Raw genomic sequence first — 21,018 nt, forward strand, 5'->3', positions numbered from 1 at the left:
GCACACCCCCAACAAACAACAAATCCCCAGGCAGATGCACTTTTTGGCACTCTTCCTGGGGCGGTTTCCTGGCTGTCGGGCAGTCCACCTGAATGTTAATAGCTAGTGGTAACAGGCCAACAGCCCATCCGGGCCATCGATAACAGTGATGGGTGTTTCGAAGATGGGCGTAAGGATCTCATCGCGCATGATCTCCTCCGGACTGCCGAAAGAAACGATGCGTCCATCCTTGGCCGCACAAATATAGTCGGCGTAGCGAGCAGCGAAGTTGATGTCATGGAGAACGATGATGATCGTCCGGCCAAATTCCTTGGCGGCCTTCCGCAAATGCTTCATCATCTCCACGGAGTGCGAGATGTCCAGATTGTTGAGGGGCTCGTCGAGAAGCACGTAGTCCGTCTCTTGGCAGAGCACCATCGCCACATATGCGCGCTGGCGCTGCCCACCGGATAGCTCGTCGAGATAGCGGTTCTCCAATTCACGCAAATGGAAGAAGTCGATGTAGCGCGAGACTATCTCTTCATCTTCCGCGGTCAGGCGCCCCTTCGAGTAAGGGAAACGGCCGAAGCTCACCAGCTGGCGTACGGTCAGCTTGGTAATGAAGTGATTCTCCTGGCGCAGGATGGAGAGGATCTTCGCCAAGTCCTGCGATTTCGTGGAGGACACGTCGTAACCGGCGACCTCGATGGTGCCCTCGTCGACGTCGAGAAGCCGGCCAATCATCGTCAGCATCGTGGACTTGCCCGCGCCATTCGGCCCAATCAGCGCAGTGATACCGCCGGAGGGGATCTCCAGATCGATAGGGCCAATGTTGGTCTCGCCGGAGTAGGACTTGGAAACTTTGGAAAGTTTGATCACAGCTTGCCCTTTCGCAGAATGACCAGAAGGAAGACGCTGCCGCCCACTAGCTCGATAATGATGGAGACCACGCCCTGCGCATAGAAGACGTGCTGCATGAGGAAGTAAGCGCCGGTGAGAACAGCAAAGGCCGTGGCAATTGCCATTGGGAACAAAAAGCGGTGGTCATACGTCTCCGCTGCCTGGTAGGCCAAGGTTGCCACGAGGAAGCCTAGGAAGGTCATGGGTCCTACAAGCGCGGTGCTCGTCGCCATAAGAATGGAGACCAACATCAGCGTATAAATTGCATTGACCTTGTGGTTAACGCCAAGGTTCGTCGCAGCATCGCGGCCCAGGGCTAGCACGTTGAGCTGGCGGGAGTTCAGGTACATCAGCAGTGTCACCGCGAGAACCAACGGTATGGCGATGGGATAGTACTCGCTCTCCGCGTTGTTAACAGAACCAAAGAGCCGCGCGGTGAGTACGTCGAATTCACTAGGTGTGAGCATGCGCTGCATAAACGTCGACAGCGATCCCAAGCCCCCACCAATAATGATGCCAACCAGCAACATCGCATGCATGTTGCTGCGGCGGCTGGTCAGCAACCAGGAGTACAGCACGAGGGATAGGCCCACCATGAGCACAAGCTGCACAAGGAAGGTTCCCATGTTGCGGGCCTGAGTTAGGCCGGAGGCGCCAAGGAAAAAGATCGTGGCTGTATTAATCGCGACGTACAGGGATTCAAAGCCCATGATGGAGGGAGTAAGGATCCGGTTGTTCGTCACCGTATGGAAAGCCACCGTAGCCACGGCCTGGCATACGGCGACGATCGCCATGGCCGTCACTGCATCAGCGCGGCGACGTGCAATCAGCCACCATTTGCGGGTGCCAAATTCCATGGGGTTGCCATAGGCCAAGAGCCCAAAGGCGAAGGCCAGACCGGCAATAATCAAGGCAGCGAGGATGATCCAGTATTTTCGTGCCGCAGCAGCAGACTGGAAGCTACCCACGTTTCGCCGGGCACGTGACGTTTGCACAGGATTCTTCGTCGCAGGGATAGAGATACTTACACTCACTTGGTCGACCTCACGATCAAGACGACGAATACGATAGCACCGACAACACCCAGGATGACTGATACGGGCATCTCAAACGGGGAGATAATAGTGCGGCCAATGAGGTCACACAAGGTCACCGTGGCGATGCCGAGCAGGCAGACCCACGGGAGATTAGAGCGCAGGTCATCACCGCGCAACATGCTCACTACGTTGGGAACGATGAGCCCAAGGAACGGCAGGGAACCAACGACGACGGTGACTACACCCGTTGCCACCGCGATGAGCCCGGTTCCCAACAGGATCATCCGCTGGTAGTTCAACCCAATATTGGTGGCGATATCCTCACCCAGCCCAGCGACGGTGAGTTTGTCAGCATAGAAATACACAGCCACCAAAACCAGCAGCACGATCCACAGGACCTCGTATTGACCCTCATAGACAGAGGTAAAGGATCCCATGAACCAGATTCCGAGCTGCTGCAAGGTATCCGTGGCTAACGCCACGTAGGAGGATACGGCACTAACGACAGCGCCCAGCATGATGCCGATGATCGGCACAATGAGTGAGGAGCGCAGCGCTACGCGACGCAGAAACGCGAAGAAAACCATGGTTCCCACGAAGGCAAAGCAAACCGAAATAACCATCTTCACCAGCACGGATGAGTGCGGGAAAAGGATAAGAGAAAAGAGCAAGCCCAGTCCGGCCCACTCGGTGGTTCCCGTTGTCGTGGGTTCCACGAAGCGGTTTTGGGTCAGCAGCTGCATGACCAAACCGCTCATCGCCATCGCAGCGCCCGCCAAGACAAGCGCAACGGTGCGCGGCACGCGGGTGGTGAAGAACATGGACCAGCCGTCCTCATTATCGAGGATGCTGTACTCCCCCACCATGAGGGAAAGGAGGAGCAGTGCAATGACGCCGAGCACGCCGAGGCCTAGCTTCCAGGTCAGCACAGGTCCGCGGGAGTTACGCGGGCTGACAGCTGAGTGCTCTGCCGCAGCGCTGCTCTTCACCGTCACGGTTTAGTCTCCTCCTTGGCTGCCGAGAGAGTTGTTTAGGCGTTGGCCTTCTCGAAGGCGTCGGCAAGCGCGTTCAAGATCTCGGTGTAGGTAATGATGGACTCATCAATGTAGGTGTCATTCGGCGCCACGTAAACGTTGCCTTCCTTCACAGCGGTAACGTTCTTGAGCGCCGCGTTGTCCTTGACCAGCTTCTCGCCCGGCGTGACATCCTGACCTTCCTTGGAGATAGCGGAGTCACGGTCCATGACGAGGATCCAATCCGGGTTGGATTCGGCAATGGCCTCAACGGAGATATCGTCGCCCTCGTGGTCATCGGAGGCGTTGGACACTTCCAGGGCCGGGGTCAGGCCAAGCAGCTCAAAGACCGGGCCATACACGCGCCCGATACCGGGAGCGATGTAACCGATTTCACCGCCGGAGGTGTTCACGGCCATGACCTTCTGCGACGGATCGTAAGCCTTCTTAGCGCGCTCGGCAGCGGCGTTGAAATCCTCGATGAGCTTCGCAGCATCCTCTTCGTGGCCGAAAACCTGGCCCAGCGCTTCAGTGTGGCGCTTAAGCTCGTCGAAGAAATCCTTGTCATCGCGCGGCTCGAAGTCGAGAACAGGGACATCCTCGAGCAGCTCCTCCATGTCCCCCTGGTGCTGCTCGAAACGCTGGCCGTTCCACACCACGTCCGGCTCTGCCGCCATAAGACCTTCAAGCTTCGGATCCTTGTGGGAGCCCAGGTCAACCTCGACCGTGTCCTTGTTGTAGGTATCACGCAGGGACTTCGGCACCAGATTCAGCGGTGCAGCAGCAAGGTCAATATCCCACTGTGCCAGGACAGAAAAGGCGCGGTTATCCGTCACCGCAGGGTTCTCCACTGGGAGGGTAACTTCCTTCGATTCGAAGTTATCCTCCACGGTGATGGTGGACGCGCCTGCCGCCGCGGATTCGGTCGACTCAGCGGTCTCCTCAGACTGGCTGGAAGAGCAGCCGGTGAGAGCAAGCGCTGCGACCGAGAGAGTGGCGGCAACTTTGGCGGCGGTCGTGCGCGAGGCACGGCGAGAAAGGTTAAACATAGCTTCCTTGCATATTAGGTGTGGCTAACCACAGTTGGCAAATAAGGACAGCGCCTAACCTAACTCAAGCAAGGCTTACCTTTCAAGAACACTCATGTTTCCTAATTCATGACGGGGGTAGCAGACCTCCGCACGATAGCCCGTGACATGCCCTTTAGAATAAAATATTTACGCTTCGCCCTCCCCCTTTTCTGCAAGCAGATCGCTCACCGCCACAGGCCCTTGCCTATCGAAGTCCTCTTGCGCCGCCCGGCGGAACTCCTTATCCGCCAGAAAATCTAGCGCTACCTGCGCTAATCCCACAGCGGAGTCGACGGCCGCATCCACCGCTTGCGGAGTAGCCGCCCACCGCGCAAAGTCCTCCGTGTGCAGGGCCACGTCGGTTGGCGATACCTTCACCATTGGATGCAGGCCGGGCACGAGATGAGAGACATTGCCAAAGTCAGTCGAGGCGGCCACTGTATCCGGCACCGTCCCAGCGGGCAGCGCGGTGCGTCCGCGGCGCGCCTGCGTGGCCGACCACCGATCCACCAGCGCCGCATTATTGCGCACGGGCAGGGTCATCGGGTGCTCATCCCAGTCGACTTCCACCTCGACACCTGCCATGAGTGCCGCGCCCCGGACGATGTCTTCCACCCTGGCGGACAGATCCATGAGTGTGCGCGTTCCTAACGAGCGCACGTAAATGGTCATTTCCGCCTCGCTCGGAATGATCGAAGGGCGATCGCCACCACTCATGATGGCGTGCACGCGATCCGAGGGCGGCATTTGCTGGCGCATGAGCCCAATCCCCTGGTAGGCCAGGCTCGCAGCGTCAAGGGCGTTGCGCCCCATGAAAGGCTGGGAGCTGGCATGAGCGGCTACGCCGCGAAAACGAACGCGCAGAATGCGGCGGCCCACCCAGGCATGCGCACCGATGTCATAGCCAAAGCCATGGATCATCACCGCGGCATCGACCCCTTCGAGGCTGCCGCCGCGGATCATGTATTCCTTGCCGGAATGCCCCTCCTCCGCTGGGGTCCCCTGGAGGAGGATGCGACCGGACACGGGAAGGGCGTCGTCCAACACGGCAGTAGCCGCCAAGAATCCAGTAACGCCCGCTGCGGCAATGACGTTATGCCCGCACGCGTGCCCAATCTGAGGCAGGGCATCGTATTCCGCCAGGATGGCCACAGTGGGATGCCGTTCAGGGTCGAAATCTGCACTCTGCCAGGAAGCTTCGAACGTGGTCTCCACGCCGTAGACCCCGCGGCACGTGGAGAAGCCACGCTCTTCAACGATGTCCGCGAGCACCGCCATGGAACGATGTTCTTCGAAGGCCGTTTCAGGGTGAGCGTGCAGGTCCGCGACGATGTGCGCGGCCTTCTCCCGCAAGGCCTCAGCCCGCGCGGCCGCCGCTTCCCAGAGCTTCGCCTGGCCCGGGTAGTCCTCACCCTGTTTTTCCGGTGGTGCTGCAGACGCCACGCGCTTGGCGACCCCCTCCTCCATCGCTTCCAAATACGCTGTCGATGGATTGTTGCGTTGATTCATGCGCTTAACCAATCATGACGTTGTTGCCCGGTCCCAACGGAAGATCTACGTAGAACCAGATGGCCAGCAGGATTGCCCAGGCGGTGAAGAACGGAATAACGAAGGGAACGAGGCGCGACATCAGCGTTCCTAGGCCTGCCTCGCGTTCATAGCGCTGGAGGAAACCCAGCATGACAATCATGTACGGGTTCAGCGGGGTGATGATCTGGGTTGCGGAATCACCAACGCGGAATGCGCCCTGAATAAACGCCGGCTCATAGCCCAGCAGGGCAAACATGGGCACGAAGACCGCGGCCATGAGCGTCCACATCGAGGATCCGGAAATAATCAGCAGGTTCAGGCAGGACGCCAGCGCGATGAAGGCGAAAATAGCTGGGAAGCCGGTAAGCCCGATGGATTCAAGGAAGGCCGCGCCCTTCACTGCGGTGAAAGTGCCGATACCGGTCCAGGCGAAGAGCGCCACGAACTGGCCCAGGATGAAGGCCAAAATAAGAAAGCTCATCATATCTTTGAGAGCACCGATCATCATGTTCACAACATCGGTGATCCCCTTGACCGTGCCGACAACCTTGCCGTAGACCACGCCGAGCACCAAGAAGTAGGCGAACACGATAAAGACGATGGAATTCAGCAGCGGGGACTTGGGCAAGAAGCCACCCTCTTCATTGCGCCACGGCGATTCTGGCAGAAGGACTGCGAAGAGAATGATGGCGGTGAGGATGACCGTGGCCACACCGGACCAGATGAGGCCCTTGGATTCGGCCGGGCGCAGCTCAGCGGTGAGTTCCTCGCCGTTCTCGTCGCGGTCACCGCGCTCGGCGGCATCCTCAGGATCGATATCTTCCTCGGTGGGAACTTCCTGCTGCCACATGCGCGGCTCGATCACCTTGTCGATGATGAAGCCGGCCAGCACACCGAGCACGATGGAAGAAGCCACGTTGAAGTAGTAATTCGACATGGCGTTAACCGGAGCGAACTCAGTATTCGGCAGGGTCTCCATGACCGCGGTCGTAATACCGGCAAAGAGCGCATCCAGGGAAGTTGGCACCAAGGCAGTCGAATAACCAGCACCCACGGCGGCGAAGCCGCCGATCAGACCCGCCACCGGATGACGGCCCGCAGCCTTGAAGACCATGGCGGCCAGCGGCGGGACGATGACGAAGGCGGCATCCGCCATGACAGAGGCGGTCACGCCGATAACGCCGACGGCGTACGGAAGCAGCCACGGCTTCGCAGAACCGAAGAGCTTGCGAATCAACGCCGAGAGCATTCCGGAGCGCTCCGCCACGCCAACTGCCAGCATGATGGGCAGCACCGTTACCAGCGGTGGGAAGTTGATGTAGTTCTCACCCATTGTCGTGGTGAACCACGTCAGCCCCTCACCGGTGAACAAGCCTTTGACCGGCTGGATCTCATCCGATCCGGGCACCTTAATCTCGACGCCCATCTTCGCCATGATGGTGGAGAGAACGCCGGTAATGAGGAAAAGAATCAGGAAGATGGTGAAGGGCTCCGGCAGCTTGTTGCCGATGTACTCGACACCATTGAGGAACTTATCCAGCATTCCCCCACTGGACTGTTGACTCGATTTTTGCTCAGCCTTGGCGGGATTTGCTTTCGACTTCTCCGTGGTACCAGCGCCGCCTTGTGGCGCTGCATTGGATGGGCTGTTCATGGGTACTCCTGTCGTAGGGGTCAGTCCCAGTGTTCCACGTCACACTGTTGGAGAAAGGCTACCACGGGAATGTAACTTGGGTAACAAATATTTTTGTTCCGTATCACATTTTGTTCGGCCAGACCTACTCCGACTCCGCTTTCTCGCCGCCCGCTCACCTCCGCATACCTACAGGCTCTCCCCAACTACGCCCACGGTAAATAGTGGCCAAAAATCGCCAGTTTTTAGCCTCTTATCTACCGTGAGCGTCACCAGATTGCCCGAACGTTACGTCCCCACGCTCAGCTTCGTCACCGCTCGCCGGCGCCAGCCCATAAAGCCGCGCGAAAGGATCCCACTCACTGTCGCGGTGCGCATCATATTCCGCAAAGTTGGCAGCATCGATGGCAGCGCTGTCTGATACGAGGTGCGCAATGAGCGCGACCGTCATATCCATGCCCGCCGCAACACCTGAGGAGGTCCATCGATTGCGGTCGTGCACCCACCGCGCCTCCGGCTGCCAGGACACATCGCCCCCGAAGGACGTGGCCCAGCTATAGGCACGCTTATTGCTCGTCGCGGTGTAGCCCTCCAAGAGCCCAGCCGCCGCCAGGACCGCAGAACCCGTGCACACGGAGGCGACCCAAGGCGCTTGTGCACCCACCTCACGAAGCCACGACAGAAAAGACTCGTCCCCCACGAGCTGCCGGGTTCCTTTGCCGCCGGGAATGAGAAGGGCGTCGGCCGGCTCAATCTGCCCATAAGACATTGTCGGCACCACTTCCACGCCCTGCGAGCTAGCAACTGGCCCACCATCCGGTCCTGCGAAAACAACGGAGACATCAGGCACCGCTTGAAGCAGCTGGACGGGCCCGAAGACGTCGAGAAGCTCAAAGCCCTCAAACAAGACGACCGTAATGCGGAGAGGCTCGGAATACATGCGACCATCCTAAAGCAGGCCGTAGTGCCGCTGACGAACATCCGGGACCCGGGTTCAATTCCCGGCGGCTTCACGCCCATTTAAGCCGGGGGCTTCACACACAAAGAAACCCCAGCTAGAACGCTTTCTAACTGGGGTTTTGGTGGAGCCGCCGGGAATTGAACCCGGGTCCTTCGTCACCTCGCCAGGGCTTCTCCGTGCGCAGTCTGCACAGGATCTCTACTCGGCCCTCCGGCTCGGGCAAACTCGCTCCGGATGATGGGCCCAGTTGCTCTCAAAGTCCCCAACCGGCCGAACAACAAACCGGTCAGGCAAGTTCCTTAGTCGATGCCAGGATCTAGGTCAGGAACGAAACCTAGGCTGACAGACACGCGTCGCTGTAATTAGGCAGCGAGGGCGTAGTCACGCTGAGAGTTCTTCTCTGCGTTTATTGGTTGCTACGACGCTTAACGGTGGTCTCTAGCCTGCACCGGCACGCTTCCCCTGGCTCAATGTACGAAGTCGAAACCAAGTCGACCCCTCATTTACACATTGCTGTGAAAGCTGCGCAGAACGCATCTTTATGCGCCCTACGGTCTGTTCAACGCTACTGCACCTGCCCCTATTCCCGCAAGCTTCACCCCAGGCCACATGAGGCATAGCTTTCATAAGCACCCCCTTGTGATTAGCATCAACTTAAACGCTGTTAAGGTGTGTGAGTCCGATACTCCTACTTTGTTAAAGGCTGCAAAGTGAGCACACATACCGAAACCACCAGTTCCCCGGAAGACGCTAAACGCCCAGCAAGCAACACCGAGTGGGCCATCTCGCTCTTCGGCACCGCCGTAGGCGCCGGCATTCTTTTCCTCCCCATCAACGCGGGCAGTTTCGGCTTCTGGCCCCTCCTCGCGGCCACGATTCTGATTGGGCCGATGACATACTTCTCCCACCGCGGTCTGGCCCGCATGATTTGTGCGTCACCACGCCAGGGCGAGGACATCACCGCAGTGGTCACGGACTATTTCGGCAAGAGCGCAGGTTTTATCATTTCGGTGATTTATTTCTGCGCCATCTTTCCCATCGTCCTCATTTATGGCGTTTCGATCACCAATACGGTCAACAGCTTCATCGTCAACCAATTAAATGGACCCACGATTTCACGCCCGCTGTTGGCTTTCCTCCTCGTGGGCATCATGACCATCGTCTTCGCCTTCGGTCAACGCATGGTGCTGGCTGTAACGCAGTTCTTGGTCTACCCGCTGATCTTCTGCCTTGGCGCACTGTCCATCTACCTTATCCCGCGCTGGGATATCGCCTCCTTCATGGAGGTGGGCAACAATGATTGGCGCGTCGTCGGTGCTGTCGCCCTCATCATCCCCGTGCTGGTCTTCTCCTTTAACCACTCCCCCGCGATTTCCCAGTTCTCCTTGGCCATGGTCGCCGCACACGGCCGCGAGAAGAGCTCGGAGAACGCCTCGCGCGCGCTGGCACTAACCGCAATTCTGCTCACCGTATTCACCATGTTCTTCGTGTGGTCCTGTACCCTCACGCTTGGTGCGGACGGTCTCGCCGAGGCCCGCGAGCAAAACCTGCCGGTCCTGTCTTACCTGGCCAACGTCACCGGTGTCCCGGTCTTGGCTTTCCTCTCCCCGATCATCGCGATGATTGCGATTATCTCCTCCTACTTCGGCCACGTGCTGGGAGCTACCGAGGGCGGCAATTTCCTGCTGCGCAGCGCCGCGCCGCGCGCCACCGAGAAGCTCTCGGAAAAGCAGCTCAACTCCATCATGCACGGCATCATCTTTGTCTGTGCGTGGATCGTGGCCATCATCGACCCTTCAATTCTGGGTCTCATCGAGGCCATCGGCGGCCCCTTCATCGCTTCGATTCTCTACCTGCTGCCGATGTATGCCATCCACCGCATCGACGCTCTGAAGCAATTCCGTGGCCGCCCCAGCAACGTCTTCGTCGTCATCACGGGTCTCATCGCCGTGGGCGCCACCATCTGGAGCCTTTTCTCCTAGCGTTCCTCTAACCACGCCTTCAAAACAGTGGCGTGGTTGACCTCGCGGTCCTTGGCGGCGAAAAGTAGGGTGACGTCACCATCCTCCGCTAGTTGGCGCAAGCGCGCCAACTCCTCGCCGTCGTTCTCGTCGAGCTCCGCACGGTAGCGCCGGGCAAATTCCTCGAAGGTGTCAGCATCGTGCCCCCACCACTTACGCAACCCCGGGCTAGGCGCCACATCCTTGAACCAGTGGTCATAGGACAGACGCTCCTTGGCCACGCCACGGGGCCAGAGCTTATCGACGAGCACCGCTACCCCACGCGGCTGCTCACCTTCCCGAATAACATCATGAACCTTAGCCGTATAAATCATGGCTTCCAGGTTAGGCGTTAATCCCCTTTACGCGGCGGCCCAGCTCGCGGGTGATGTCGCGGTCCTGGTCGCGGCGCTTGATTGCTTCGCGCTTGTCGTAGTCCTGCTTACCCTTGGCCAAACCGAGCTCGCACTTGGCGCGGCCGTCCTTCAGATACACCTTGAGCGGGATCAGCGTCTTATTGCCGTCGCGCACCTGGCCCATGAGCTTGTCAATCTCCCTGCGGTGCAACAGCAGCTTGCGTGTACGCTTGGGCGAGTGATTCGTCCACGAACCCTGGGAATACTCCGGGATGTGGAGGTTGCGGATATAGACCTCGCCGTCGTCAATGGTGGCGAAGGCATCTGCCAAGGAGATTTTGCCTTCGCGCATCGACTTAATTTCGGTGCCCACGAGCACCATGCCGCATTCCAGGGTGTCGAGGATGGTGTAGTCGTGGCGGGCACGTCGGTTGGTGGCCAAGGTCGAGTTATTGTCGACGGCCGCCTTTTTCTTCTTTGCCTTCTTCGCCATAGTTCGAACTATATTACGCTACTGCCAGGCACAATCCACAACAGGCCTGTTGGCCTATGTCCGCACGTAGGCGCGCATGGTCACCTGCGCGGTCAGTGCAGCGCACAGGATTGCCACAAGCCCCACGATAGGCAGAGCCGTCCACACGTCGCCTGCGGTCACCGGGGCCAGAAGCTGGTTGTGGTACAGGTCCTTCAGCGCGGGATCGATCACCGTGTTCTTTCCTACGATGACGCCTATCCCGGCGAGAACGACACCACCGACGGCGCCGAGGACCGCCTCCATGATGAAGGGGGCGTGGGTTACCCACCGCGAAGCACCGACGATGCGCATAATCGCGGTCTCTCGCTGGCGCTGATAGGCGGCGATCTGCACCATGTTCGCGATCAGCATGATGGCGGCCAGCGCCATGACAGCAGCTAAGACGAAGGTGGCATTCCGGATGGCGTCGAGGTTGCCTGCGGCGCTGCGGACCTCCTCTTGTTGGTCGATGATGTCGCTAACGGCAGGGTCGGACGCGATGGCGTCGATTGGCGCGGTATCCGTCGGATCCTTCAGCCGCACATGGAAGGCCGCCGGCAGCGCATCCGGGGAGGTTTCCTCAACCATGACTGGATCAGTTTCCTTGAACAGTTCCACAAAGCGCTCGTAGGAATCCTCACGGTTGCGGTAGCTGACGGACTCGATATCTTCATCCGCCTCTAGCTTCTTCTTCAGCCCGGCGCAGGCGGAGTCCTTGCACTGCGGATCGTTGGCAGAAATATCCTCGTTGAGCTGGACCATGACCTCGACGCGTTCGAGGTAGATGTTTTTGGTTTCGTTGGTCATCTGGGTAACCAGCACACCAGCCACCACAAGCGCCACCGAAATGGCCGTGGTGATCACCATGGCGATAGTCATGGTGATGTTACGCCCTAGCCCTTTAAAAGCTTCCCTGAATACAAAGCCCAGATTCACCTAGACCGCCTCCCCGTACATCGCGTTCTTCTCATCGCGCACCAGCGTGCCGTTGTGCAGCTCAATGACGCGCTGGCGGGCCTCGTTAACTGCGCGCGCATTGTGCGTCGACATCACCACGGTGGTTCCGCGGCGGTTGATCTTGGTGAGCAAGGCCATGATCTCCGCAGCCGTGGAGGGATCGAGGTTGCCCGTGGGCTCGTCGGCAAGCAAAAGCTTGGGACGGTTGACAAAGGCCCTTGCAATAGCCACGCGCTGCTGCTCACCGCCGGAGAGTTCATGCGGCATGCGGTGCTGCTTGGCACCCAGGCCGACCATGTCGAGGACCTCGGGGACTTGCTTGGCAATCCGCGCCTTGCGTTTGCCGATGACCTCGAGGGCAAAGGCGACATTGTCGTAGACATTGAGCTTGGGCAGAAGCCGGAAGTCTTGAAAGACATAGCCGATGGATTGGCGCAGGCGGTTGACCTCGCGCCCCTTCAACGCGTTGACGTGGAAGTCCCCGAAGTAGATATCGCCCGAGCTGACATTGGTTTCGCGCACCATGAGCTGGAGGAAGGTCGACTTGCCGGAGCCGGACGGGCCGATGAGAAAGACGAATTCTCCGTCTTCAATCTCAAAGGACACGTTGTCCAGCGCGGGCCTTGTGGAGGTCGGATAGACCTTGGACACATTCTCAAAAGTGATCACTTAAGCCACATTAGCAACATTTGTTACTCGAGCCTAGGACTCCTGCTGCGCCATACGCCACCGGATCCCGGATTCCAGGAAACCATCGATATCACCATCCAAGACCTTGGAGGGATCCCCCACCTCATAGTTCGTGCGCAGATCCTTGACCATCTGGTACGGATGCAGCACATAGGAACGCATCTGGTTGCCCCAGGAGGCATTGCCACCGGCGCCCAGCGCATCGAGCTCCGCGCGCTCCTCTTGGCGCTTGCGCTCCAGCAGCTTCGCCTGCAGCACGCGCATAGCAGAGGCCTTGTTCTGGATCTGGGACTTTTCGTTCTGACAGGTCACCACGATGCCGGTCGGGATGTGCGTCAAGCGCACCGCCGAATCCGTTGTGTTGACCGACTGACCACCCGGGCCCGAGGAGCGGTAGACGTCCACGCGCACCTCCGAATCCGGCACTTCGATGGAGTCGGTTTGCTCCACCACCGGCAACACCTCTACCTCCGCGAACGAGGTTTGGCGGCGGGCTTGGTTATCAAAAGGAGAAATACGCACCAAGCGGTGCGCGCCCTGCTCTACGGAAAGCTGGCCATACATGTATTCGCCATGCACCACGAAGGTAGCGGACTTAATACCGGCTTCTTCGGCATAGGAAATGTCATAAACATCCACCTTGTGGCCGTTTTTCTCCGCCCAGCGCGTATACATGCGCATGAGCATCTCCGCCCAGTCCGCAGCATCCACGCCACCGGCTCCGGAGCGTATGTGGATCACCGCCTCACGCTCGTCGTACTCACCGGACAACATGGTGGTCACCTCGAGTGCCTCGATGGCCGCGCCGAGCTCTTCCAGCTCCGTATCCACGAGCTCCTGGGAGGCCTCGTCGCCTTCCTCCTCCGCCAGCTCAGACATCACGGGTAGATCCTCAATGCGCCCGCGCAGGGAATTCAGTTTGCGTAGCTTTGCCTGCTGCGCCGACAGCTCCGAGGTCACCTTCTGCGCATGATCAGGGTCATCCCACAGCGACGGGTCCCCCGCCTGGGCCTCGAGTTCGCGCACGCGCTCGGACACCGCCTCCGGGTCCATCACCTTTTCAATGGAGGTCAAGGTGGCGCTGAGTTCCTCAAGTCGTGCTGTTTGTTCCGGACGCATAGCCCCCTACTCTACTTATTCTTTCTCCCTGATTAGCCATCGGCCGCGTTTAGCGCGACAATAGGCGGCATGAGTGACCAGCCAAGCCTCACCGAGATGATCGATGCCATCATCAAGACCTTCATCGTCGCCCACGCGGACGATACTGACGCCCACCTTGCCCAAGCGCTTGTTTATAACGCAGGCCGCCTGGCCTGGCGCCTGCGCGAGCAGGGAGTAGACATAGAGCAAAAGACCTCCGTCTCCGATGTCGTCACCGACGCCGACTTCGCCGCCGAGCGTTTCGTCGCCGGTGTGCTCGAAGCCCTGCGCGGCGAGGACGGCATCGTGGGCGAAGAGGGTGCGAACCGCGAGTCAAAGTCCGGCCGGACCTGGGTCATCGACCCTGTCGACGGCACCTACAACTTCGCCTCAGGCTCCGACTATTGGTGCTCCGCGCTCGCGCTTATCGACGCTGGAGGGGTCATCCTCGGCGCCGTCCACCGCCCCGCTATGGGTTATACCTGGTTCGGCGGCCGTGACTTCCCCACCAGCTTGGACGGCAAGGACGTCACCAAGCTCACCGACACCCCCGCCGACAAGCTGTGCTTGTCGACGTACCTGCATCCCACCTCCATGACGGATCCCGCAATCGCGTCCGCCTGGGAAAAAGTAGCCCCGCACTTCGCCACCGTGCGCATGTTGGGTGCGGGCTCCGTGGATCTCTCCTGCGTGGCGGATGGCACGTGGGGAGCGTGGATGCAGCACTCCGTCAAGGACTGGGATTGGTTCCCCGGCCAGGCGCTGGTGCTGGCCGCGGGCGGCGCGGCGCGCAAGGTTAAAGCCGGCGGTGTGGAATGGTGTATCGCGGGTAATAAACAGGTAGTTGATCAGATGGAGGAATGGCTCCGTGGGTAAATTCAAAGAAGACCTCGGCTTGGCCTTGGAGATGGCAGGCCATGCGGACGCCATTACGATGCACCGTTTTGAGGCTGCAGACCTGTCCGTCAAGGAAAAGCCGGACATGACGCCGGTCTCCGATGCGGATCTGGCCTGCGAAAAGGCAATCCGCGAGGCTCTGAAGCGCTCGCGCCCACGCGATGAAGTGCTGGGGGAGGAATTCGGCGGCGAGGCCTGCTTCGAGGGCCGCCAGTGGGTAATCGATCCTATCGACGGCACGAAGAATTTCGTGCGCGGCGTTCCCGTCTGGGCCACCCTGATCGCGCTATTGGAAGACGGAGAGCCGGTCGTCTCCGTCGTCTCCGCCCCTGCCCTGCGCCGCCGCTGGTACGCGGCCAAAGGTGGCGGCGCCTACCGAGTCTTCGGCGGGGAGCCGAAACGCCTGCGCGTTTCCGAGGTCTCCAAACTGGAAGATGCTTCTCTGGCCATGAGCTCCTTGTCTGGGTGGCGGCCGAACCGCGACGCTTTCATCTCATTCACGGACAAGGTCTGGCGCCTGCGCGGCTACGGCGACTTCTGGAATTACTGTCTGGTGGCCGAAGGTGCCGTCGACATCGCTGCCGAGCCCGAGGTCTCCCTCTGGGACCTAGCAGCCCCAGCGCTTCTTGTGACTGAGGCCGGTGGCCGCTTCACCAACGTCCGCGGCGAAGACGGCCCCCACGGCGGCTCAGCACTTGCTTCCAACGGCAAGCTTCACGACGCCGCCCTCAGCGCCTTGTCCTAGCTTCTGCGCGGCGCCCCAACGTCGCACGCCAGCGAACCGTGCCGCGTACAGGTCACTTCGATCACATAGGGCCCCAGATCTTTAAAGATCTGGGGCCCTATTTGTTAGAAACGTACTTCTAGTTCTCCGGAAGCACGAATCCAGAACCTGGGCCCTCGCGGCGGTTGAGATCCGCGATGATGGCATCGGTATTAGCCACGACCGTCGGGTTGTGCAGCGCACCCTGCCACGGGGTGCGGCAGGACGGCAGACCCGGGACCAGTCCACGGGATACCGAGCCGACGATACGGCCGTCGCGGAAGACCGGAGCGCCGGAGTCCCCGACCATCGCGCACACCTGGTTAATCGTGATGCGCTCAGTGTGCTGGAAAGTCATGCCACAGGTGCGGCCAGTAGCTACACCGCTCTTGCAGGTAATATCGCCCGGCTGCGTGGTACCACCGATCGCCTGCGCGCTCACACCGTTGTAGCTGCGGGTTACCTCAGCCTGGGAGCCGAACTCGATGAGCGAATAGTCCAGGTTCGCGTTCTTCGCCACCACGGTGCCGGTGGGGCCTACCTGCCAGGAATCCGCAGAAGACACCGGATCGCCGACATTTCCACAGTGACCAGCTGTAATACCGACCTTGCGGCCTTCGGCATCAGTGCCGGCTGCCGTCAGCGTGCACATGGTGTCCTCACGGATGTACAGCGGAGTTCCCGGGCCGTACAGAGACTTCCCTTCGGTCATCGCAACGTTGGATTCCTCGGGGATCTGGGGAGCATCGTAGAAAGAACCAGGGACTCGGTGCAGAACGTACTCCGCGTGCGGTTTACCAGCAGCAATCTTGGAGAACAGGTCGTTCTTCCACACATAATTCGGATCCGTGCCCTGGGGTACAAATTCCGGCTGCGTGGCTTCCTCCAGCAGTCCGATAGGTGTCGGGTTCGTCAGCGGTTCACCCGTGATAGCATCAGCGCCGGCATAATCTTGCTGCTCGGACGGGGCCGGCAGTTGCGTCTTCAGGTTCGCTTGCTCCGCGAGGCGCTGCGCCGCAGGCGAGTTCACGGCTCCCTCGACTGCCTGATTCACATCCTTCGATGCCGCTGCGGCAGCACCGTTGACGGCGGTATCGAGGGCGTCGGTCAGCTCTTTGTCCACGGGCTTGGTCTCAATACCTACGGACTGCAGATCCGTGCGTACCTGGTCGACAAAACCTGCTGAATCAATCTCCGGGATGGTGGGGAGCTCCTGAGCACCCGCCATTGGGTTACCCAGGAAGAACGCACCTGCGAAAGCCGAGCCCACAATGACTTTCTTAAGGTGCGGAATTTTTCTCATTGAGCAATTCCTCTTTTCACTTCTTCTCGTATTGGTCTATAAGACTTCCCCCATAATGACACGCGCACTGGGGTAGCCGTTTTCTAACGTGTGGGACTGTGTCCAAGCCGTTACACTACTGACAGTTTTCGGGTGCCCCCTCTTATCCTTCACCGCCTGCCGCGCCTCCGCAGACCTACTATGGAGGCATGTCTGAGACTGCCAATTCTTCGTCATCTCCTGCAGGCATTGCTGAGATAGTCGCTGTAATCCTGCGCGATAACCATGGCCGCGTTCTTGTCATCCGCGCCACCGATACTCCAGAATTCGTCCTGCCATTTGGCTCCATCGATGAGACCATTAATCCAGCTCGCGCCGCCCAGCTCATCGCCCACGAGGCTGTTCGCGCCGCGGTTGATATGTCGAAGTTGCGCCGCCTAGCCACCTATGTCTCGCCTGCGGCCAATGACGCACCTCAGACGATCCACGCTCACGTCTATGTCTGTGAAGAAGAGATTTCCGTCGCCCATCCTGACAAGGAGATTGCAGAGCTAGCCTGGGTCGATCCCGCTGCCCCAGACGTCACCGTCGCCCCATTACTTAGGGAGAGGGTATTCCCCGCTCTGCAGGACCTCTAAGCCCATAGCGTCTAGACTCCCCACCATGATTACGCAGCGACTACTCCCCGTTCTCGCCGCCGGTTCCCTTGCCCTTGCACTGGCCGGCTGCGCCACCGATGACAGCACCGACGCCACGCTTTCCGCTGTCGCCCCCACCACTCAAGCCGCCAGCGCCGAATCTGGGGCTTCAACATCCGCAGACCCGCAGTCACACGACGCAGATTCAGCGGCCGCCGAACAGAAGTCACCCGAGACAAGCGAAGACGCGCACAGCGCCCAAGGCGCAATCCCGACTGCCGCCGACAGCGCCTGCACAACGAAACAGCTAGATATCAGTCTTGCCAACGAGCAGGGGGCCGCCGGCTCACGCTTGGCTGACATTACGTTCACCAACACTTCTCCCGCACCGTGTACGTTGCAAGGCTTTCCTGGCGTCTCCGCCGTCACCAATGACGACGGCACCCAGCTCGGCCCCGCCGCCGAGCGTGAATCGGGCCAAGAAACAGCAACCGTCACGCTCGAGCCCGGGCACTCTGCCCGTGCGGGCCTGAAGATGACCAACATCGGTGTCCTCGACCCAACTTCCTGCCAGCCCCAGGCGGCCGACGGCCTGCGCGTCTACCCGCCCGGCGAAACCGCGAGCGCCTTCATCCGCATTTCCGGCTTCGAAGGGTGCGCTGGCGATGCCAACTACCTCTCTATCCAACCGGTTACCGCAGGTTAAACCCGCTTAAAAGCAGCAGGCGTTCACATCGGTCTACACTCGCGGCCATGGAATCCAAGAAGCTGACGTCGCTGGTGTTTGGGAACGTTGTGCTGGAATCGCACATGACGAAGACAACTATTGTCGTCTATTCGGAAGACATGCGCTCCTGGTACTTCCGCCCGAGCCCCTATACGGAGCTCAAGGTGCCGCTCGATGAACTACAAGGACAACTGAGTAGAGCGCGCGCGGAGCTCATCTCAGAGCGCATTTTCGATAACGTCAAACTCGAGCTTGAGGAAAGCTACCCCGGAGGTGTGGACCGCGCACAGAAGGAACTCTGCGCCTGGCTTCGCCGTACAGGCGACAGGGCTTAAGCAATGCCCGAACCACTCTCCTACTCCTCCACCGCAGGCTTCCCTCAGCTGCACATGTCCCGCGTCATCGACGCTGATTTTGACACCGCGGCCGACAAGCTCTTTAGCTGGGGGCTCCAGCGCAGCGGCCTCTTTCGGGTCAAGCCCAGCCACGACATCGTCGAAGAGGGCGCAGAGGTCTCCCTCGGGTTAGGCCCATGGGAGTTCCACTGCCGGGTGGTGGATGTATTCCACGAGGAGGGCCGCTGCGGCTTTACCTACGGCACCCTCCCCGGCCACATCGAGCGCGGCGAGGAGACCTTCACCCTGGAGCGCCTGCGGGATGGGCGCACGCTGCTGCTTGTCGACGCCTCCTCCCAACCCGCCCGCCTGAGCTTCCTGCGCCCGCTGCTCGATATTCCCCGGCGCGCGCTGATCCGCTTTTTCTACCTGCACGCTTTGGATGACTAATGGCGGGGTGTCAATGGGGCGCACTCCCCCTCAGTTCCACGCTCGCCGAGCGAGGTAACCACTTGGCATGTAACTTAACTCACATACACACTTTCCCTCACCATACTTTCCGTTCCTTATCGGTGGCCTTAGCGGCCATTCTCGCGGTGTTAGCCGCGGCAGCTGCAGCCGGGCTGTTTCCCTTAGCCGCCGCGGAAGACAAACCTTCCGAATCGGCCAACTCCACTTCCAGCAACATGGCTCCCACCATGGTGGTTTTCGATTCCTCCGGCTCGATGATCACCAACGATGCCGGCGGGCAGACCCGCATTGATGCCGCCAAAGAGGCTGCCCGCACCTTCATCACCGAGGCTGGTGACGACGCTCCTCTGGGGCTTGTCACCTACGGCGGCAACACCGGCGAAGCCCCCGAAGATGAGGCGGCCGGTTGCCAGGACATCACCGTGGTCACACCACCCGAGGCCGGTAACTCTGAGAAGATGATCGCCCATATGGATGGCTTGCAGCCACGAGGATTCACCCCCATCGGCGAGTCCCTACGCAAGGCCGCCGCTGAGCTACCAAAGGAAGGCCAGCGCAGCATCATCTTGGTCTCCGATGGCGTTGCCACCTGCACCCCGCCACCCGTGTGTGATGTGGCGAAAGAGCTGAAGGAGCAGGGCATCGACCTAGTCATCAATACCGTCGGCTTCAACGTTGAGCCCGAGGCACAGCAGGAACTGCAGTGCATTGCCGACGCCACCGGCGGCACCTACGCCGACGCCTCCGACGCCGATAGCTTGGCCAAAGAACTGAACCGCGCAGCACCCCGCACCTTCAACGCCTACGAGTCAGACTTAGAGGAGATCGAAGGCGGCGAAACCGAAGGTTCCCCGGCCAAGGTAGACCGTGACGTAGAGGCCTTCTCCACCGCTCTTCTTCCGACGGAGGGTAAAGGGCACTCAGCTGAATCCACTACCTTCTTCACCACCCCCATTGCTGAAGGCGAGCGCGTGGTGATTAGCGCCAACACGACGCAAACCCCAAGCATCAACAACTTCCGAAAAGGTGGATCGTTCCACTTAGGTATTGATTCAGCCGAGCTATCCTGCAAGCTCGACACCGCGACGGCCAATGAACTGGGGGGAAACCAGTACCAGACCGCAACCTTGTACAGCACCCCGGGCGGTGAAGAGGGCTGCGACTCCGATGAACTTGCCTTCTCGATCGAGCGAAAAGGTGATTGGAAGCAAGATGAGGAGCTCGGCGTAGAAGTGACCATCACCCGCTTTGGCGAGCCGGATATGGATGGACAACCGGACCCGGCCGAGGAAAAGACCGAACCCGGCCATGTCACGGCTTCCGGCGACGCCACTGAGGTTACTCCCGGAACGTGGTTTACCAACGCTGCTGAGCTCACCCCACAGCAGCCAATTCGCGCACAGATTGTGCCTGGTGAAACGCACTTTTATCGCATCTCTGCCGAACACGGGCAACAGGTTGCCGGCACGGTCTCCATGGTCGAAGAGGCCGATGACTTTGACAACAATGGGCCGGGTGACGCCCTGATCGTTACCGCGTACAACGAAGCCCGGGCACAGATTCACGTTGAGGGGTCCCACGCGACCATTCAGAAAGACACCAAGAAGGATTTCAGCTACCCAGCACCAATCCTCTTTGCCAACCGTTACGGCGGCTCGCACAACGATGGGTCTGGGATGTGGGAAACCGAAAGCGTGTGGCAGGGCGGCGAGCAATACATCGCTGTTAACTACGAGCAGCTCCTGACCGAGCAAGAAATCGACGAAAACACCCAGCTGCCCGTACTGACCTATGACCTCGTGGCGGACGCCGTGGGGGATCCCGTTCCGGAGCCAACTTTTGCACCGGTCAAACTTGAGACTGAGAAGCCTTCTGAGCCCGCGGAAAAAGAAGAGACCGAGAACCGCGCCCAAGACAATGACGACTCCTCGTTCCTCGAAGGCTTCCCCTTCCTCTTGGTAGGGCTCGGCCTTCTGGTCCTTTTCGGCCTCGTCATCGCTCTGGTTGTTGTCATCAGGAGCCTTAACCGCTAGCCAACATCACGCCCAATGTCGTTCACCGTAAATAGTGCCCAAAATTTTCAAAATTTCGGGGCTTATTTACGGTGACGGTCGTGTCGTAGCTG

General features: G+C 59.7%; 21 protein-coding genes and 1 other RNA gene. 8 read left to right on the forward strand and 14 right to left on the reverse strand.

The features are described from left to right. Positions 1-102: 102 nt before the first annotated feature. The 8 genes from HMPREF2943_RS06505 to ssrA form a co-directional block, all read right to left on the reverse strand. Complete coding sequence (locus HMPREF2943_RS06505) at positions 103-858, reverse strand: iron ABC transporter ATP-binding protein (protein ID WP_070711133.1); 756 nt, start codon at positions 856-858, stop codon at positions 103-105. Continuing rightward, entirely contained in the window at positions 855-1,874 is a 1,020-nt protein-coding gene (locus HMPREF2943_RS06510) for an iron chelate uptake ABC transporter family permease subunit (protein ID WP_070711134.1), read from the reverse strand. Before HMPREF2943_RS06510 ends, HMPREF2943_RS06505 begins: the two co-directional genes overlap by 4 nt. Before the next feature lie 35 nt (positions 1,875-1,909). Continuing rightward, on the reverse strand, positions 1,910-2,905 hold the full coding sequence (locus HMPREF2943_RS06515) for an ABC transporter permease (protein ID WP_371325763.1): 996 nt from the start codon (positions 2,903-2,905) through the stop codon (positions 1,910-1,912). Positions 2,906-2,946: 41 nt separating this feature from the next. Further along, positions 2,947-3,978: a siderophore ABC transporter substrate-binding protein gene (locus tag HMPREF2943_RS06520; RefSeq protein WP_070711136.1), complete on the reverse strand. Its 1,032-nt coding sequence runs from the start codon at positions 3,976-3,978 to the stop codon at positions 2,947-2,949. Positions 3,979-4,146: 168 nt separating this feature from the next. Beyond that, positions 4,147-5,508 carry a M20 family metallopeptidase gene (locus HMPREF2943_RS06525; protein WP_070711137.1) on the reverse strand — a complete coding sequence of 454 codons (1,362 nt, stop codon included), beginning with the start codon at positions 5,506-5,508 and terminating at the stop codon, positions 4,147-4,149. 4 nt (positions 5,509-5,512) lie between these two features. Continuing rightward, positions 5,513-7,183 carry an AbgT family transporter gene (locus HMPREF2943_RS06530; protein ID WP_070711138.1) on the reverse strand — a complete coding sequence of 557 codons (1,671 nt, stop codon included), beginning with the start codon at positions 7,181-7,183 and terminating at the stop codon, positions 5,513-5,515. A 232-nt stretch (positions 7,184-7,415) separates the two neighbouring features. Next, positions 7,416-8,102: a DJ-1/PfpI family protein gene (locus HMPREF2943_RS06535; protein ID WP_070711139.1), complete on the reverse strand. Its 687-nt coding sequence runs from the start codon at positions 8,100-8,102 to the stop codon at positions 7,416-7,418. Between the two features lie 140 nt (positions 8,103-8,242). After that, positions 8,243-8,622: a transfer-messenger RNA gene (ssrA, locus tag HMPREF2943_RS06540) on the reverse strand. Between the two features lie 211 nt (positions 8,623-8,833). Here ssrA and HMPREF2943_RS06545 point away from each other — a divergent pair. Beyond that, positions 8,834-10,105, forward strand: coding sequence for an SLC5/6 family protein (locus tag HMPREF2943_RS06545; protein ID WP_070644782.1), 1,272 nt, complete (start codon positions 8,834-8,836; stop codon positions 10,103-10,105). On the opposite strand, the gene HMPREF2943_RS06550 is transcribed toward HMPREF2943_RS06545, so the two are convergent. Genes HMPREF2943_RS06550 through prfB form a run of 5 tightly spaced genes read right to left on the reverse strand, consistent with a single transcriptional unit; the run spans position 10,102 to position 13,759 of the window. Beyond that, the gene (locus HMPREF2943_RS06550) at positions 10,102-10,458 is read right to left on the reverse strand and encodes a DUF488 domain-containing protein (RefSeq protein WP_070644780.1); all 357 of its coding nucleotides are present in this window, start codon (positions 10,456-10,458) and stop codon (positions 10,102-10,104) included. The genes HMPREF2943_RS06545 and HMPREF2943_RS06550 overlap by 4 nt on opposite strands. Before the next feature lie 10 nt (positions 10,459-10,468). Further along, on the reverse strand, positions 10,469-10,972 hold the full coding sequence (smpB, locus tag HMPREF2943_RS06555; protein ID WP_010189093.1) for an SsrA-binding protein SmpB: 504 nt from the start codon (positions 10,970-10,972) through the stop codon (positions 10,469-10,471). Positions 10,973-11,026: 54 nt separating this feature from the next. After that, positions 11,027-11,929 carry a permease-like cell division protein FtsX gene (gene ftsX / locus HMPREF2943_RS06560; protein ID WP_070444180.1) on the reverse strand — a complete coding sequence of 301 codons (903 nt, stop codon included), beginning with the start codon at positions 11,927-11,929 and terminating at the stop codon, positions 11,027-11,029. Then, positions 11,930-12,619: a cell division ATP-binding protein FtsE gene (ftsE, locus tag HMPREF2943_RS06565; RefSeq protein WP_070444182.1), complete on the reverse strand. Its 690-nt coding sequence runs from the start codon at positions 12,617-12,619 to the stop codon at positions 11,930-11,932. Between the two features lie 33 nt (positions 12,620-12,652). After that, positions 12,653-13,759, reverse strand: a complete 1,107-nt coding sequence (gene prfB / locus HMPREF2943_RS06570) for a peptide chain release factor 2 (RefSeq protein ID WP_070444184.1) — start codon at positions 13,757-13,759, stop codon at positions 12,653-12,655. A 69-nt stretch (positions 13,760-13,828) separates the two neighbouring features. On the opposite strand from prfB, the gene HMPREF2943_RS06575 reads away from it, so the two are divergent. Together HMPREF2943_RS06575 and hisN are read left to right on the forward strand one after the other, a co-directional pair. After that, the gene (locus HMPREF2943_RS06575; RefSeq protein WP_070711140.1) at positions 13,829-14,656 is read left to right on the forward strand and encodes an inositol monophosphatase family protein; all 828 of its coding nucleotides are present in this window, start codon (positions 13,829-13,831) and stop codon (positions 14,654-14,656) included. Then, complete coding sequence (gene hisN / locus HMPREF2943_RS06580; RefSeq protein WP_070525620.1) at positions 14,649-15,422, forward strand: histidinol-phosphatase; 774 nt, start codon at positions 14,649-14,651, stop codon at positions 15,420-15,422. The genes HMPREF2943_RS06575 and hisN overlap by 8 nt, the downstream gene beginning before the upstream one ends. 118 nt (positions 15,423-15,540) lie before the next feature. Here hisN and HMPREF2943_RS06585 read toward each other — a convergent pair whose 3' ends face one another. After that, positions 15,541-16,743 (reverse strand): S1 family peptidase, encoded by a 1,203-nt coding sequence (locus tag HMPREF2943_RS06585; RefSeq protein ID WP_070711141.1) that lies wholly within the window; start codon positions 16,741-16,743, stop codon positions 15,541-15,543. A gap of 188 nt (positions 16,744-16,931) precedes the next feature. Between HMPREF2943_RS06585 and HMPREF2943_RS06590 the strand changes: the two genes are divergently transcribed. The 5 genes from HMPREF2943_RS06590 to HMPREF2943_RS06610 all read left to right on the forward strand — a co-directional run bounded on the left by HMPREF2943_RS06590 (position 16,932) and on the right by HMPREF2943_RS06610 (position 20,926). Next, positions 16,932-17,360, forward strand: coding sequence for an NUDIX domain-containing protein (locus HMPREF2943_RS06590; protein WP_049156140.1), 429 nt, complete (start codon positions 16,932-16,934; stop codon positions 17,358-17,360). A gap of 25 nt (positions 17,361-17,385) precedes the next feature. Further along, positions 17,386-18,066, forward strand: a complete 681-nt coding sequence (locus HMPREF2943_RS06595) for a DUF4232 domain-containing protein (RefSeq protein WP_070711142.1) — start codon at positions 17,386-17,388, stop codon at positions 18,064-18,066. A 47-nt stretch (positions 18,067-18,113) separates the two neighbouring features. Beyond that, positions 18,114-18,422 carry a hypothetical protein gene (locus HMPREF2943_RS06600; RefSeq protein WP_049156133.1) on the forward strand — a complete coding sequence of 103 codons (309 nt, stop codon included), beginning with the start codon at positions 18,114-18,116 and terminating at the stop codon, positions 18,420-18,422. Positions 18,423-18,425: 3 nt separating this feature from the next. Next, positions 18,426-18,872, forward strand: coding sequence for a DUF1990 domain-containing protein (locus HMPREF2943_RS06605; protein WP_049156131.1), 447 nt, complete (start codon positions 18,426-18,428; stop codon positions 18,870-18,872). A gap of 236 nt (positions 18,873-19,108) precedes the next feature. Beyond that, positions 19,109-20,926 carry a vWA domain-containing protein gene (locus HMPREF2943_RS06610; protein WP_246817284.1) on the forward strand — a complete coding sequence of 606 codons (1,818 nt, stop codon included), beginning with the start codon at positions 19,109-19,111 and terminating at the stop codon, positions 20,924-20,926. The last annotated feature ends 92 nt before the right edge of the window (positions 20,927-21,018 follow it).

This window comes from Corynebacterium sp. HMSC072D12 (genome assembly GCF_001813925.1).
Taxonomy (GTDB): Bacteria; Actinomycetota; Actinomycetes; order Mycobacteriales; family Mycobacteriaceae; genus Corynebacterium; species Corynebacterium aurimucosum.

Coding starts and splice junctions, on each gene's coding strand:
- smpB (WP_010189093.1), bottom strand. CDS start 10,972: ATGGCGAAGAAGGCAAAGAAGAAAAAGGCGGCCGTCGACAATAACTCG.
- HMPREF2943_RS06590 (WP_049156140.1), top strand. CDS start 16,932: ATGTCTGAGACTGCCAATTCTTCGTCATCTCCTGCAGGCATTGCTGAG.
- HMPREF2943_RS06585 (WP_070711141.1), bottom strand. CDS start 16,743: ATGAGAAAAATTCCGCACCTTAAGAAAGTCATTGTGGGCTCGGCTTTC.
- HMPREF2943_RS06610 (WP_246817284.1), top strand. CDS start 19,109: ATGGCTCCCACCATGGTGGTTTTCGATTCCTCCGGCTCGATGATCACC.
- prfB (WP_070444184.1), bottom strand. CDS start 13,759: ATGCGTCCGGAACAAACAGCACGACTTGAGGAACTCAGCGCCACCTTG.
- HMPREF2943_RS06605 (WP_049156131.1), top strand. CDS start 18,426: ATGCCCGAACCACTCTCCTACTCCTCCACCGCAGGCTTCCCTCAGCTG.
- HMPREF2943_RS06600 (WP_049156133.1), top strand. CDS start 18,114: ATGGAATCCAAGAAGCTGACGTCGCTGGTGTTTGGGAACGTTGTGCTG.
- HMPREF2943_RS06535 (WP_070711139.1), bottom strand. CDS start 8,102: ATGTATTCCGAGCCTCTCCGCATTACGGTCGTCTTGTTTGAGGGCTTT.
- HMPREF2943_RS06525 (WP_070711137.1), bottom strand. CDS start 5,508: ATGAATCAACGCAACAATCCATCGACAGCGTATTTGGAAGCGATGGAG.
- HMPREF2943_RS06530 (WP_070711138.1), bottom strand. CDS start 7,183: ATGAACAGCCCATCCAATGCAGCGCCACAAGGCGGCGCTGGTACCACG.
- HMPREF2943_RS06575 (WP_070711140.1), top strand. CDS start 13,829: ATGAGTGACCAGCCAAGCCTCACCGAGATGATCGATGCCATCATCAAG.
- HMPREF2943_RS06520 (WP_070711136.1), bottom strand. CDS start 3,978: ATGTTTAACCTTTCTCGCCGTGCCTCGCGCACGACCGCCGCCAAAGTT.
- HMPREF2943_RS06550 (WP_070644780.1), bottom strand. CDS start 10,458: ATGATTTATACGGCTAAGGTTCATGATGTTATTCGGGAAGGTGAGCAG.
- HMPREF2943_RS06595 (WP_070711142.1), top strand. CDS start 17,386: ATGATTACGCAGCGACTACTCCCCGTTCTCGCCGCCGGTTCCCTTGCC.